The 14,050-nt window shown below is 66.2% G+C and carries 11 protein-coding genes and 1 riboswitch; of the genes, 4 read left to right on the top strand and 7 right to left on the bottom strand.

The window, feature by feature from the left end; genetic code table 11:
• Positions 1–40: 40 nt before the first annotated feature.
• The 4 genes from B9C43_RS50110 to B9C43_RS50095 form a co-directional block, all read right to left on the bottom strand.
• Positions 41–883, bottom strand: a complete 843-nt coding sequence (locus B9C43_RS50110) for a transglutaminase family protein (RefSeq protein WP_084434363.1) — start codon at positions 881–883, stop codon at positions 41–43.
• Between the two features lie 70 nt (positions 884–953).
• The gene (locus B9C43_RS50105) at positions 954–1,901 is read right to left on the bottom strand and encodes an alpha-E domain-containing protein (RefSeq protein WP_084434362.1); all 948 of its coding nucleotides are present in this window, start codon (positions 1,899–1,901) and stop codon (positions 954–956) included.
• Positions 1,902–1,916: 15 nt separating this feature from the next.
• The gene (locus B9C43_RS50100; protein ID WP_235039303.1) at positions 1,917–3,563 is read right to left on the bottom strand and encodes a circularly permuted type 2 ATP-grasp protein; all 1,647 of its coding nucleotides are present in this window, start codon (positions 3,561–3,563) and stop codon (positions 1,917–1,919) included.
• Positions 3,564–3,655: 92 nt separating this feature from the next.
• Positions 3,656–4,498, bottom strand: a complete 843-nt coding sequence (locus B9C43_RS50095; protein WP_033382672.1) for an EamA family transporter — start codon at positions 4,496–4,498, stop codon at positions 3,656–3,658.
• 198 nt (positions 4,499–4,696) lie between these two features.
• On the opposite strand from B9C43_RS50095, the gene rpsT reads away from it, so the two are divergent.
• The gene (gene rpsT / locus B9C43_RS50090) at positions 4,697–4,957 is read left to right on the top strand and encodes a 30S ribosomal protein S20 (protein ID WP_033382671.1); all 261 of its coding nucleotides are present in this window, start codon (positions 4,697–4,699) and stop codon (positions 4,955–4,957) included.
• A gap of 589 nt (positions 4,958–5,546) precedes the next feature.
• On the opposite strand, the gene holA is transcribed toward rpsT, so the two are convergent.
• Positions 5,547–6,527 (bottom strand): DNA polymerase III subunit delta, encoded by a 981-nt coding sequence (gene holA / locus B9C43_RS50085; protein WP_033382681.1) that lies wholly within the window; start codon positions 6,525–6,527, stop codon positions 5,547–5,549.
• A 108-nt stretch (positions 6,528–6,635) separates the two neighbouring features.
• Positions 6,636–6,751, top strand: a riboswitch (SAM riboswitch).
• Positions 6,752–6,762: 11 nt separating this feature from the next.
• On the opposite strand from holA, the gene thrC reads away from it, so the two are divergent.
• Positions 6,763–8,019, top strand: coding sequence for a threonine synthase (thrC, locus tag B9C43_RS50080; RefSeq protein ID WP_084434360.1), 1,257 nt, complete (start codon positions 6,763–6,765; stop codon positions 8,017–8,019).
• A gap of 22 nt (positions 8,020–8,041) precedes the next feature.
• Here thrC and B9C43_RS50075 read toward each other — a convergent pair whose 3' ends face one another.
• Positions 8,042–8,977 (bottom strand): hypothetical protein, encoded by a 936-nt coding sequence (locus tag B9C43_RS50075; RefSeq protein ID WP_143447171.1) that lies wholly within the window; start codon positions 8,975–8,977, stop codon positions 8,042–8,044.
• Positions 8,978–9,047: 70 nt separating this feature from the next.
• Between B9C43_RS50075 and B9C43_RS50070 the strand changes: the two genes are divergently transcribed.
• Positions 9,048–9,497, top strand: coding sequence for a MarR family transcriptional regulator (locus B9C43_RS50070; RefSeq protein WP_160097318.1), 450 nt, complete (start codon positions 9,048–9,050; stop codon positions 9,495–9,497).
• A 36-nt stretch (positions 9,498–9,533) separates the two neighbouring features.
• On the opposite strand, the gene B9C43_RS50065 is transcribed toward B9C43_RS50070, so the two are convergent.
• On the bottom strand, positions 9,534–11,927 hold the full coding sequence (locus B9C43_RS50065) for a DNA internalization-related competence protein ComEC/Rec2 (protein ID WP_084434357.1): 2,394 nt from the start codon (positions 11,925–11,927) through the stop codon (positions 9,534–9,536).
• Positions 11,928–13,393: 1,466 nt separating this feature from the next.
• On the opposite strand from B9C43_RS50065, the gene B9C43_RS50060 reads away from it, so the two are divergent.
• The coding region (locus B9C43_RS50060; protein ID WP_407657182.1) for an IS256 family transposase at positions 13,394–14,050 on the top strand (657 nt) is incomplete at its 3' end.

Genomic DNA, 14,050 nt, shown 5'->3' with positions numbered 1-14,050 from the left:
TCGCAGGTGTGCATGGTCAACGGCGACTCGTCTCGTCGCTTCAGGCCAGCCGGGTGATGTCGACGGTCACCTCCAACGCGGTCGCGTCGCCGCCGGAGTAGATCCCCTTCAGCGGCGCCACGTCGGCGTAGTCCCGGCCAAGCGCGACCCAGATGTGCCGTGGGCCGATCGGGATCGCGTTGGTCGGGTCATAACCCCACCAGCCACCGGTCCACGCCTCGATCCAGGCGTGGCTTTCGCCGCGCACGGTCTCCTTGAGCTCGCCACCCGGCTTGGTGTGCAGGTACCCGGAGACGTATCTGGCCGGAATTCCCATGGCCCGCAACAACACCAGGGTCACGTGGGCGAAGTCCTGGCAGACGCCTTCCTTGGCCTGATAGGAGTCCACGGCCGACGAGTGCACGCCGGTGGTGCCCGACTGGTACTTCAGCTGTTGGTGCACCCATTGGGACGCTTCGAGAACAGCCTCAGCCGGGGTCTTCCCCTTGCGCAGAGTCCTTGCCACGGCGCCGAGTTCCCGGTCGCGTGGCGTGTACGCCGTGGGTTCGAGCAGTTCGGTGTACCGGTCGACCAGGTTGTCCGCCCGCAGGTCGGCCCAGGTCCCGGTGCGGATCGGCTCGACCTCGCCACTGGTCTCGACCACCGACGAGCCGACGACCTTCAGCTGCGTGTGCGGCGCGTGCAGGTCGAAGGACGTGACGGCCGTGCCCCAATAGTCGACATATCGGTACTGCCGAGTCGCCGGGGTCGTTTCGACCCGGCTGACCACAACGTTCTGCTTGCGGTCGGAGCGTGGCGTGACACGAACTTCGTTGTAGGACTGGACAACCGGGGACCGGTAACGGTAGCCGGTGGTGTGGACGACCCTGACCCGCCAGCTCATTTCCGCTCCTTGCTGGCCGCCGCCGTGGGTCGCTGAGACACTGTGTTGAATGGTTCGCTCGCAAGCTCGCTCACGACGACACCTCCGCGTTGGTCCACGCGACCCACGGCGAGGTGTGGAAGTACTGCTGCGACACGGCTTCACCCACGTCCCGGACCGTAGCCTGCAACCCGCGCAACATCTTCGGCAGGTCGTTCAGCAGATCTGCGGGCCGGAGGAACTCCAGGTCGCTACGGGCCTTGCCGAGCAGCCGCAACGCTTCCGCCCGGGCACCCACTCGGACGTCCGGCTGATGGTCAAGCTGCTCAAGACACGCTTCGGCCTGCCTCAACGAATAGAACACCGACCGGGGGAACAGCCTGTCCAGCAACATGAACTGCACGACCCGCGCGGCGTCCAACGCGCCACGGTAGGTGCGCAGGTATGTGTCATGCGCGCCCGCTGAGCGCAGCACGGTCACCCAACCCGGGGAAGACGCTTTGTCACCGACACGGGACATCAGCAGCCGCACGATCATGTCCACGCGCTCGACCGATCGGCCCAGTACGAGGAACCGCCAGCCGTCGTCGCGGCTCATCGTGGAATCGGCGAGCCCGGCGAACATCGCCGCACGGTCCTCGACGAACGAGAAGAACGCGTGCGGGCCTACCTGCCGCGCGTAGCGTTGCCGCTCGGGCACGGCGTTCCACATCGCGTTCAGGCACTCCCACATTTCGGTCGAGACGACCTCGCGTGCGCCGCGGGTGTTCTCCCGTGCGCTGGTCAGCGACGAGACGATCGAGCCGGCGTGGTCCTCGGAGTAGGCGACCAGTTCGGTCAGCGACCACACGTCCAGCGTGTCGCGGTCGGGCGGGTCGATGCCCAGGACCGCGAGCAGCTGGCGGCTGGTGGCGTCCGGGTTGACCGTGGCGTCCTCAAGCAGCTGGTGCACCGAGACGTCGAGGATGCGAGCCGTGTCGTCGGCCCGCTCCACGTAGCGTCCGATCCAGTACAGCGACTCGGCGTTGCGCGCGAGCATCGTGCCTCCTGCCTGTCACTGTTTCTGGGACTGTTGTTGCTGCTGTTGCTGCTGCTGGTTGTTCGACAGCTCCGGGCCCTGGTCGACGGCGGTCGAGTTCATCCCGGCCATCTCGGCCAGTCCCGGCTCGGCCAGCTCGCGTTCCACAGTGGATGAACGAGCGGCCAGTACCCAGGTGTCCTTGGAACCGCCGCCCTGCGACGAGTTGACGATGAGGCTGCCTTCCGGCAGCGCGACCCTGGTCAGCCCGCCGGGCAGGACGAAGATGAAGTTGCCGTCGTTGACCGCGAACGGCCGCAGGTCGACGTGCCGGGGCGCCAGCTTGTCGCCGATCTTGGTCGGCACGGTCGACAGTTGCACGACGGGCTGCGCGATCCAGCCACGCGGGTTGCCCTTGATCTTGCGGCGCAACCTGTTGAGCTCCGGCCCGGTGGCCTCGGCGCCGAACACGATGCCGTATCCGCCGGAGCCCTCCACCGGCTTGACCACCAGCTGGTCCAGGTTGGCCAGGACGTGTTCCCGCTCTTCGGGCAGCCAGCACCGGAACGTGTCCACGTTGGGCAGCAACGGTTTCTCGTTGAGGTAGTACTGCACGATCTCCGGCAGGTACGTGTACACGAGCTTGTCGTCGGCGACACCGTTGCCGACCGCGTTGGCGATCACGACGTTGCCCGCACGGGCGGCGTTCACCAGGCCCGCGACGCCGAGCACGGAGTCCGGCAGGAACTGCACCGGGTCGAGGAAGTCGTCGTCGATGCGCCGGTAGATCACGTCGACTTGGCGTTCGCCCTCGGTGGTGCGGATGTAGACGGTGTTGTCCCGGCAGAACAGGTCCCGTCCCTCGACAAGCTCGACGCCCATTTGCCGCGCCAGCAACGAATGCTCGAAGTACGCGGAGTTGTGCACACCTGGCGTGAGCACAACGACGTTGGGGTCCGCCACGTTCGGCGCGGCCGAGGCCCGGAGCGCCCGCAGCAGATGCCCCGCGTAGTCGCCCACGGCACGCACGCGATGTCGCGCGAACAGGTCAGGGAACACGCGCGCCATCGTGCGGCGGTTCTCCATGACATAGGACACCCCGGACGGGCACCGCAGATTGTCCTCAAGAACGCGGAACACGCCTTGCTCGTCTCTGACCAGGTCGACCCCGGCGACGTGGATGCGTACGCCGTTGGGCGGCGAGATCCCGGCGGCTTCACGGTGGAAATGCGCGCATGAGGTGATCAGCCTGCGCGGCAGCACACCGTCCCGGATGATCTGCGCGTCGCCGTAGATGTCCGCGAGGAACATCTCCAAGGCCCGTACGCGCTGCACGATGCCACGTTCCAACTTGGACCACTCGGACGCGGTAATGACGCGCGGGATGAGGTCCAGCGGGAACGGACGCTCCTGACCGGACAGCGAGAACGTGATGCCCTGGTCCACGAACGCGCGGCCCAGCGCCTCCGCCCGAGCGGCGAGATCGGAGACCTCGGAGGGGGCGAGCGAGTCGTAGAGGGTCCGGTACGCCGACCGGATCGTGGTCTCCTCGGCGAACATCTCGTCGTACGCGCCCGCGTGCGGGCGGCCCGGGTCGAGATAGCCGTCGAACAGCGCGCCTGGTGCGTGCCCATTGGTCGACGGGTCGGTCTTGGCCCGTGATGTGGTTGTGCGACGGCTCATGGTCGACATCTTCACCCAGCGAAACGCCATCGCGCACTACTCTGTCCGGCCAATCTCCCGCGCTGTTACTTTCCGGAAACCTCCGATGAACGTCACGAGACAGCGATCAAGGCGACCCCGGCGAGGACGACGAAGGCGCCCGCGAGCCGCTGAACGGGATTCGGCTCACGAAGGAAACGCCACGCGATCAGGCTGCCGAACACAATCGACAACTCCCGCGCGGGCGCGACCATGCTCACCGGAGCAATCCTCATCGCGTAAAGAACAGCGATGTAAGCAGCGGGAGACAAGACAGCGATGACGAGCACATCGCCTTTGTGCTCCCGCCACAAGGAACCTATGCGTCCACTGTTGCGAGCGGCGTAGGGCGCCAGAATCAAGCTCTGAATCACCGCACCCGTGCAGAAGTAGATCAACGGCGGCACGGTCTTGACGGACAAGGCATCCCACAACGTGTAGCTCGCGATGGTCAACCCCGTGAGCCCGCCGTAGAACAGACTCGGCCCAATCGACACACGCTTCTTGCCCAGCCCAACAACGAACACACCCGCCACAACCAACCCAGCACCCACAAGCGCCCAATGCCCCGGCCGCTCACCGAGAAACGCCACAGCCGCAACCACCGACAGCAACGGACCGCTCCCCCGCGCCACCGGATACACGACCGACATGTCGCCCGCCGCGTATCCCTTCTGCAACGCGAGCCCATACGCGACATGCAAAACCGCGCTAACACCGGACGCAAGCAGCCAGCTCCACTGTGGCCGCTCGCCGAGCAGAGCGATGACCGCGATCGGCAGGCAGATGACGGCCGATGCGCACTGGTAGAGCCACACGAACAGTGCGCCACCCGCCCCCGCGCGTTTCGCGGAGAAATTCCACCCCGCGTGCGCGATCGCGGCGAACAGGACAAGCCCCACAGCGACGAGATCCACGGTGTTCACCCTGGTACAAGCCACGGAGACATCGTTACCGGTTTTCCCAGGGGGTGGATTCGTCGGAGAAGGTGACGGGTTGTTACCCTGTCGGAAGTCGTGCCGTGTGGCATTCCGCCCTGGAGGAAACCCGCGCATTGTGCGGGGCCGACAAGTCGCGGTACGGCAATCCGGATAGCGATCCTGAGGAGCACAAGCGTGGCCAACATCAAGTCCCAGATCAAGCGCATCAAGACGAACGAAGCCGCTCGGCTGCGCAACAAGTCCGTGAAGTCCTCGGTGAAGACGGCGATCCGGAAGTTCCGCGAGGCCGCCGACGCCGGCGAGAAGGACAAGGCCGTCGAGCTGCTGCAGGTCGCCAGCCGCCAGCTGGACAAGGCCGCGGCCAAGGGCGTCATCCACGCCAACCAGGCCGCCAACCGCAAGTCGGCGATGGCCAAGCGCGCGAACAGCCTCTGACAAGCGCGTCAAAGGGGCCCGCACCAGCAGGGTGCGGGCCCTTTTGCATGCCCGCCTCCGCAGTCCGGTGGCACTGCGCGGCGTAGCCCTTCGAATATCCCGGCCTAGGCACTTCGGCCTCATCACATATCCCGGGCCCAGGCTTCCGGCCCATCGCATGTCGGCCTAGACGCTTCGGCCCCGTCCCATGTCCCCGTCCCAGGCACTTCGGCTCCATCGCACATCCGCAGCCAGGCACTTCGGTCCCATCACATGTCCCCGGCCAGGCACTTCCGCCTCATCACATGTCCCCAGCCAAGGCGTTTCCACCCAGTAGCCCTCGGCGACGGCGATGCGGGTTGCCCCGCACACCCCAACCCAACATCAATCTGTCCACAGGCGCCGCCAGTTTCCCGCCCGGACCTGCGATTTCTGTCAGACCCACCCAGTACTTTGGGTCATCGGGGGGTGCTCATTTCGGGCGCGGATTTGTGTCGGTGGGGTGGCGTAGTCTCGCCGGGCGAGATCTAGCTCGCCGTGGAATGTCTCTCAACGCGCGGCCCATGGCCCAGCGGCGCCATACCCGTCCGAGGAGGGCTCCGCTCAGCGGTCAGGCGCGGCGGTGAGCCCGGGCGATCTTGATGATCGCGTGTTCCAGGGCGTAGCCCGCGTCGGCCGCCGCGCCCTTCACGTCGGCGTTGAGCTGGGCGACGATCTGCATCGCGTCCGCTAGTCCCGCTGGGTGCCAGCCGCGGGTCTGTCCCATCGCTTTCCTGATCTTCCATGGCGGCATGCCCAGCTCACCGGCCATTTTGAACGGGTCGACCCGGCCAAGGGGCGCGACGCGCGCGACGGTACGGACCGCGTCGTAAAGCGCGTCGGCGACGAGCACGTGAGGGACACCGAGTTGCATCGCCCACCGGAGCGCTTCGAGAGCGCCGGGTAGGTCGCCGACGACCGCCTTCTCGGCGACGGCGAAGCCGTTCACCTCTGCGCGGCCGTTGTGGTAGCGGCGGACCGCGGTCTCGTCGACCTTGCCGTCGGTGTCGGCCACGAGCTGTGCGGCTGCCGAGGCGAGCTCGCGCAGGTCTGAACCGACCGTTTCGATCAGGGCGGCGACTGCGGCCGCGTCGGTTTTGCCTCCCGCCACGCGGATCTCGTGCCGGACGAATTCCTCGCGCTCCGCAGGCTTGGTCATCTTCGGGCACTCGACCACTTTGGCGCCCGCCTTCTTCAACGCCGCGGGCAACGCCTTCGCGACCTTGCTGCGTCCGCCGCCTGAATGCAGGACCACGAGCACGACGCCGTCGGCCGGGTTCTTGCCGTACGAGATGATCGCGTCGGAGATCTCCTGGGTCGCCTCGTGCGCCGCTTCCAGCACGACCACCCGCGCCTCAGCGAACAGTGACGGGCTGACCAGCTCGGTGAGCTGCGGGGTTGTGAGATCAGCCACCCGGACCCTGGTCAGGTCCGCGGTCGGGTCGGCCAGCCGGGCGGACTCCAGCGCCGCCCGGACCGCGCGGTCTACCAGTAGCTCTTCCTCGCCCACCACCAGTTGCAGCGGCTCGGGCGTCACGGCCGGGGCGTTCACACCCCGCATCCTGCCACGCCTCGCCCTCCCGGATGGTGGGCGCCTTGGGTGGCATTGAGTAACCGCCGTGCCGTAACGTGTCCCGCAGAAACGCCCACAACCGAATATTGCTCATCCAGAGGGGCAGAGGGATCGGCCCGAAGAAGCCCCGGCAACCATGCGTTCACCGTTCAGGTGTCGCACACGGTGCCAATTCCGACCGGCGGAAGCCGGAAAGATGAGGAGATACCTCGCGATGACGACCACAGTCGGTGCGCCCACTACCTTCGACCTCGGACCTGCCCAGGCACTGTCGTGCCGTGAGTGCGGTCACCAGATCCCGCTCGCCCCGGAATTCGCGTGCGCGGAGTGTTTCGGCCCGCTCGAAGTCAAATACTCGTTCGGCGAGATCCGGCGCGAGGACATCGAAGCGGGGCCCAAGAACATCTGGCGCTACCGCGACCTGCTGCCGGTTCCGTCCGATGTGGACACATACCCGAACACCGAGCCCGGGCTGACCAGGCTGGTGAAGGCGGACCGCCTCGCCGCCGCGCTCGGCGTGAAAAGCCTGTGGGTCAAGGACGACACCGGTAACCCCACACACTCCTTCAAAGACCGCGTCGTGGCCGTCGCATTGGCTGCCGCGCGTCAGCTCGGTTTCCGGGTGCTGGCCTGCCCGTCGACCGGCAACCTCGCCAACGCCACCGCCGCAGCGGCCGCACGGGCCGGCTGGGAATCGGTCGTGCTGATCCCGTCTTCCCTTGAGAAGGCGAAGATCCTCACCACTGCGGTGTACGACGGCGCGCTGATCGCCGTCGACGGCAACTACGACGACGTGAACCGCCTGGCCACCGAACTGGCTGCGGAGCACGAGGACTGGGCGTTCGTGAACGTCAACGTCCGGCCGTACTACGCCGAGGGATCCAAGACCCTGGCGTTCGAGATCGCCGAGCAGCTCGGCTGGCGGCTGCCGCAGCAGGTGGTCGTGCCGATCGCCTCCGGCGCGCAGTTGACCAAGGTGGACAAGGGTTTCCGCGAGCTCGGCACGCTCGGGCTGGTCGAAGAGACGCCGTACCGCGTCTTCGGCGCGCAGGCGACCGGATGCTCGCCGGTTTCCGCCGCGTACAAGGCAGGCCACGACGTGGTCCAGCCCGTGCGCCCGGACACCATCGCCCGCTCGCTCGCCATCGGCGCCCCCGCCGACGGCCCGTACGTGCTGGATGTCGTCAACCGCACCAACGGCGCGATCGAGGACGTCAGCGACGAGGAAGTCGTCGAGGGCATCCGGTTGCTGGCCCGCACCGAGGGCATCTTCACTGAGACCGCGGGCGGCGTGACCGTCGCGACGGCGAAGAAGCTGATCGAGACCGGCAAGCTCGACCCGGAGGCCGAAACGGTCCTGCTGATCACCGGCGACGGCCTGAAGACCCTGGACGCCATCGAGGCCAAGGTCGGCCCGCGCGCGACCGTGCCACCGTCGGCCGACGCGGTCCACCAAGCGCTCGGCTTCTGACGCCTACCGAGGCCTTCGCCGATCAGTCGGCGGAGGCCTCGAACATGCCGATGCCAAGCGCTGGCACATAAGGGTTCTCGCTGGGCTGCGCGACCGTGGAGAACACGATCAGCCGGCCGTTTTCCCTTACCGCAGTGGGTTTCCATACGCCGGCCTGATGCCAGTCAGTGCCGTCAATGGTGCTCACGATCTGGCGCGCGGTTTTCCAAGGCCCGTCAGGGTTTTCGCCTCGCGAGTGCCATAAGCCGTCGCCAGGCGTGAACTTCGAGTCGAGCGGGTGCCGGGAGGTGATCAGGTCGAATCCTTTCTCGCCGGCGATAACGTGGGCATCGAACTGGCCTGCTTCGGGCGTGCCGATTCGGCGCCACCCGCTGACGCCGTCCGGACTTTCGGCCAGGCCGGTCACGGGAAGCTCGCCGGTGGCGAGGCCTGCCGTGTAGCGCAGGAGCCAGCGCCCGTCGTGATGGAGGACGTTCGGTTCGAGAACCGTGCCACGTTCCCACGCCGCGCCAGCGGTGAACACCGGCTCCGGTCGACGGACCCAAGTGCTGTCCACCAACTGAAGAAAACCGATCTGGTACGGCCCGTACAGGCTGTCCCAACCCGACGAGCTCGCGTAGTAGATCCGCTCGACGACAGCGCCGCTGGCATCAAGCCCACGCACATAAGCCGGACAGTGGTAACCGGTGGCGTCCCACGCGTCTGGCGGCGGTGCGTCCGCCAACTCGACGGCCAAGCCCGGGTCATCCTGCGCGGTCGCGATCCGCCAACCACCGTCGGCTCTCGTCGACTCGGCGGTGAACAACTTGATCACGCGGTCGTGGCCGTATGTCCCGCCCAGCACCATGCACCAGCGACCACTGCGCCGGGTCACGCTCGGATCGGCGACTGTGTCCAGGTTCCGCAGGCCGGACAGGCCTTTCCGGGCCGTCCCACTGAAGAGGAGTTGCCGCGTCACCATGCCCCCTAATTCGACAGCCGAATATATTATCTACTAAGCTATACCACGATCGAACAAAGGAGTCGCGGTGGCAGATCCCGACCTGGTAGCCCGGTTACTGGCTGTCCAGCAGCAAGCCGCCGCGTTGGGCACGACCCTCGGCGACGTGATCGCCACTCGCCTCGGGATCGCCGGAACCGACTTGAAGTGCCTTTTCCTGCTCATCCAGCGCCCGCACACCCCGCGCGAGCTGGCGAAGGAACTACGGGTGTCGCCAAGCGCGATCACGTCCGTCGTCGACCGGCTCGAGAAGGCAGGCTTCGCCAACCGGGAACCATCGACGTCCGACCGGCGTCAGGTCGTTGTCACAGTCGTGCCCGAACGGGCGCAGTTGGCCACCGATCTCTATATGCCGCTATTCACCCGCATGTCCGAGGCCCTCACCCAGTACGACCGCGAACAACTCGCCACGCTGCACCACTTCGCCGAGCAATCGGTCACGGTGTTGCGGGCGGAGATCGAACGTCTCAGCCGGTGACGTGAAGCCAGGGCGCGGGGTCGCGCCCTGGCCGCGTCACTTCGGCGGCCCGCGCGCATCACCTCTGCGGACAACGGTCAAGTCACCAACCACAGCGACATCGCCGTCCTGGTCCGTGCGCAGCACCGTCGCTCCCCCGGCAATGAGCCGCCCGAGTGTGGTCGGGTTCGGGTGCCCGTACCGGTTCCCCGCACCCACACTGATCATCGCGACCCGCGGCCGGACAGCCTCGACGAACTCCGGGACGATGTACCGGCTGCCGTGGTGCGGGACCTTGAGGACGTCGGCGCTCAGGTCGACCCTGGCGTCCAGCAGGTCGGTCTGTGCGGCCAGTTCGACATCGCCGGTCAGCAGGACCCGTCCGCTGGTGGTCGTCGCCCGCAGCACCAAGGACCCATTGTTGATCTCTGTTCCGGTTGCCTCGCCTTCCTGCCGGGTGTCGGCGTAATGCGGGCCGAGCACCTCGATCGCCAAACCTGGCCAGTCCAGACGTTGTCCTACGGTCAGCCACACCACAGGCACCTGCGACCGTTCGGCCTCTGACCGCACTTGCCGCCACGCCCAACCCGGCAACCGCCCCGAACCGACGGCGACCGCGCCGATCGCGTGTTCACCCAGTACTGCCGACAGCCCACCGACATGGTCGGCATGCAAGTGCGTGAGGATCACCAACGGGATCCGTGACACTCCAAGCCTGTTCAAGCACGCGGCGACGGCACCCGGATCCGGGCCGGTGTCGACAAGCACAACCCGCCCCGGCTCGGCTGTCGCCAACACGATGGCGTCACCCTGACCAACGTCGCACGCGACCGACGACCAGCCGGACGGCGGCCAACCCGGCTCGATAACCCGGATCGGGACCAGCACGATCGCAAACCCGACGACCACGGCAATAGCGAGGACTCGCAAACGCTTGTGTCGCAACAACACGACACCCACGACCAAGACAACGGCCAGCAGCATCCCTCCCCACCATCCGGCGGGCCAGTCCATCGCCGCACCGGGGATCGCGGCGGCATGCCGCCCAACCTGGATCATCCAGTACAGCTCCGGCCCAGCGAGCCAGACGAAGAACTCGGCAAGCCAAGGAAACGGCGTAGCGACAAGCGCCGCCAGCAGCCCAAGGACGGTGGCCGGAGCCACCACCGGTGCCGCCAGCAGGTTGGCGCCGACAGCGACCAGACTGATCTGTCCACTCATCCCGGCGACGACCGGTGCCGTCGCCAAATGCGCAGCAGCCGGTACCGCCACAGCCTCCGCGAGCATCCGCGGCACGCCTCGGTCAGCCATCGACCGCGACCATCTCGTAGCAAGAAGAACCAACGCACCCGTGGCCAAGACGGACAACGCGAACCCGACACTCGTCGCCATCGTCGGGTCGTGCAGTACCAGCACAATGACCGACGTGGCCAACGCAGGCAACGCAGCCCGCTCGCGTCCAATCACCAATGCCAGCAACCCGACGCCGCCCATCACCGCGGCACGCAGCACGCTCGGCTCGGGCCCAGCGAGCACGACGAAGCCGACGAGTGTCAACCCTGCCCCAGCCGCGCAAAGCCTCGGTCCAAGCCGCATGAGCCGCAGCAACAGCAATGTCGCCACACCCACGATCGCCAGGTTCGCACCGCTCACAGCCAGCAGATGCGCCATCCCCGCCGCACGGAACTCCTCGACAACCCGTTGCGGCAGCATCGACGTATCGCCGACCACCAGAGCGGGCAACAACCCAGCCGACTCCGGCGACAGCACGCTTGCCGCGTTCCGCAACCCGGCCCGCATCGCTTCCGCGAGCCTTTGCCACACCGGTGCGGGTGTCACGTCGACGGGAGGTCCTCGCACCCGCAGCACGGCCACTGCCGGGTCACCGGGTGCAAGCGTTCCTTCCACGCGGGCTTGCTGGCCATGCAAGAGGTTCGACCACCCAGCCATGGGGACAAGGAGCACCACTGCCCCTGTCGACGGAACCGAGCGGCCGTCCACTCTGGCGTCCTGAACATCGGCGGACACCGAAGCCAACCGCGCACCGGCCTGTTGCCCACCAAAACCCGCGGAAAAGATGGGTCGCGGACGGTCCGACAGGACAACGGTCAGCTGCGCCGCTTCTCCGCGTGCCGCGTAGGCGCGGAGCGGATCTTGCTCCCACGCCCTGAGCCGCAAAGACGTTGGCACGACGGAGAAAACCCCGCACACCAACAACGACCAGCCCATCCCGCGCCGCAGCCATCGACCACGCACGTCACCCCGGAGGCCCAAGGAAGGCCAACGCTTCCGAAGGACGAGGATGCCCGCAGCACCGCCGACTACGCCGATTGCGACCGTGCACCACCAACTGATGAGCAGACCGAGCAAGGCCGCGAGCCACACCGCAAGGGCAGCAGGAATCAGGCGCCAGTCACGTAGCTGCAGCGGGTCAAGCACACTGCGGTTCATCAAGGCATTCACCTCCTTCCAAGGCGCGCCCCGGGGGTCGATGCTCTTCTGGCGTCAGAGGTCCAGCCAGGGCTGCGCTGCGGGTAAGCGCACCGATATGGGCAGTTACGTCGAGTGGGCTGTACGGCGGGATCCGCACACGGAACATCCAGGTAATACCGAGCAGGCAGGGCACCAGGGATCCAGGCCCATAAAACAGATTTGCCTGTACGACCAGGGGCGGCGAAGCTGCGATGTCAGCACATATCAAGGCCCACTTGGTTTTCCTTCCCAGTGCATCAGTGCTTCGTCAACGGCGGCTGCCGCTGGATCCAGGCGCCACAAAGGACATAACCACCCCACTCAACCATGCGGCCAACGACCGCAAAGCTTCATGTCAGCACACATGAAGGCCCACGCGATTCTCCTTCCCTGCGCAACAAGCGCTCCATCAACGACGGGCGCCGCTGAACCTAGTCTGATCGGTCAACGCCCTGGCGCACACCTCCCTCTCGATTGCTTCACCCAGCGAGGTCATTCCTTTCGCCCGTGTGGCATGAATTGAGGACACACGACATCGGCAATACGTGCACCACAGGGACAGATCTAACAGACCTCAACTACGGACAGGGACCGCGAAGGTTCGAAGGCGACACATCAAGGCCTACTTGGTTCTCTTTCCTAGCACAAGAAGCACCCCATCAACGATGGGTGCCGCTGCACCCAGGCGGATCTGTCATGGACCGCGAAGCTGCGATGACAGCGCACATAACTTTCCTTCCTAGCGCAACAAGCGCTCCCTCAACGACCGGTGCCGACGAGCCCTGGACGGATCCGTCATGCAACCAGACCAACACGGGACATGCCCGGCACAATCAGCGCGGAGTCTGGCGCGCCTCGGCCCTCGATGGCCTCGCCCAGCGAAGGCACGCCTTCCACGCGTGTGACACGAGTTGAGTAGACACAGGCACCGGCGACCTTGCACCACACAGGACAGACCCAATTCACCTCAACTATGCGGCCAGGACGGTGGATCTGCGGGATCCGCAGATAAGAGGCTCATTGGTTCTCCTTCCTCAGCGCAACCGGCGCTCCATCACCGACCGACGCCGTCGCATCCCCAGGCAGCATGTCATGGCATCCACGAACCAGATCAACACATCCCCCGGCACGGTCAGCGCGAAGTCCGGACGCGCACCTTGTCTCCTGGTGTGTCTGTCTGTCCGCGACGACACGCCCTTCAAAACGGGCAAGGGTTGAGCACGCATGCGACACACCGGTGGCTTGTCTGCAAAGGACAGGGACAACGCCACCCACCGAAACTCAAGGCATCGGAGAGGAAACGACAACTCGTCCGCCACGCCAGGCGGAACGGGGTCCGGCCACCCGTCCAGGACGTACACCCTGGCATTCGGGACTGTTTCAAGATCGGTGTTTCTGGCCTGACACGCCGGGAGTGATCTCGGCGGGATTGGGCACGATGTGTGATGACACTGGATGTTGTGAGTCCACGAGCCACAGGCAGGAAGAAGGCCGCGAAGCCGCGGTCGGCGCAGGAAGAGCTGGCGGCCCGGTTGGTCGCGCAGGCGCAGGAGCAGGGGTTGGCGTTGACCGGCCCGGACGGTCTGCTCAAGCAGTTGACCAAGACGGTGCTGGAAGCCGCGCTGAACGCGGAGATGACCGAGCATCTCGGCCACGAAAAGCACCAGGCTGAGCCCGGCCGGGCGGGTTCGAACGTGCGTAACGGTACCCGGTCGAAAACGGTGGTGTCCGATGCGGTGGGTGAGGTGCAGGTCGCGGTGCCGCGGGATCGGGACTCGAGTTTCGAGCCGGTGATCGTCCGCAAGCGGCAGCGCAGGTTGGGCAGTGTGGACGAGGTCGTGTTGTCGTTGTATGCCAAGGGATTGACGACCGGGGAGATCTCGGCGCATTTCGCCGAGATTTACGGTGCGTCGGTGTCGAAAGAGACGGTGTCGCGGATTACCGATCAGGTCATCGCGGAGATGAGCGAGTGGCAGTCGCGGCCGTTGGATGCGGTGTACGCGGCGGTGTTCATCGATGCGGTGCATGTGAAGATCCGGGATGGTCAGGTAGCCAACCGGCCGATCTACGCGGCGATCGGGGTGACGTTGGAGGGTCGTCGG

This window comes from Kibdelosporangium aridum (assembly GCF_900176515.1).
GTDB classification, from domain to species: domain Bacteria; phylum Actinomycetota; class Actinomycetes; order Mycobacteriales; family Pseudonocardiaceae; genus Kibdelosporangium; species Kibdelosporangium aridum.
Note: the sequence above shows the minus strand (reverse complement) of the source record. Positions and strands in the feature narration are given on the sequence as shown.

Excerpts from the sequence above, each read along its gene's own strand:
- B9C43_RS50105 (WP_084434362.1), bottom strand. The coding sequence starts at position 1,901 with ATGCTCGCGCGCAACGCCGAGTCGCTGTACTGGATCGGACGCTACGTG.
- thrC (WP_084434360.1), top strand. The coding sequence starts at position 6,763 with ATGACGACCACAGTCGGTGCGCCCACTACCTTCGACCTCGGACCTGCC.
- B9C43_RS50065 (WP_084434357.1), bottom strand. The coding sequence starts at position 11,927 with ATGAACCGCAGTGTGCTTGACCCGCTGCAGCTACGTGACTGGCGCCTG.
- B9C43_RS50110 (WP_084434363.1), bottom strand. The coding sequence starts at position 883 with ATGAGCTGGCGGGTCAGGGTCGTCCACACCACCGGCTACCGTTACCGG.
- B9C43_RS50100 (WP_235039303.1), bottom strand. The coding sequence starts at position 3,563 with ATGAGCCGTCGCACAACCACATCACGGGCCAAGACCGACCCGTCGACC.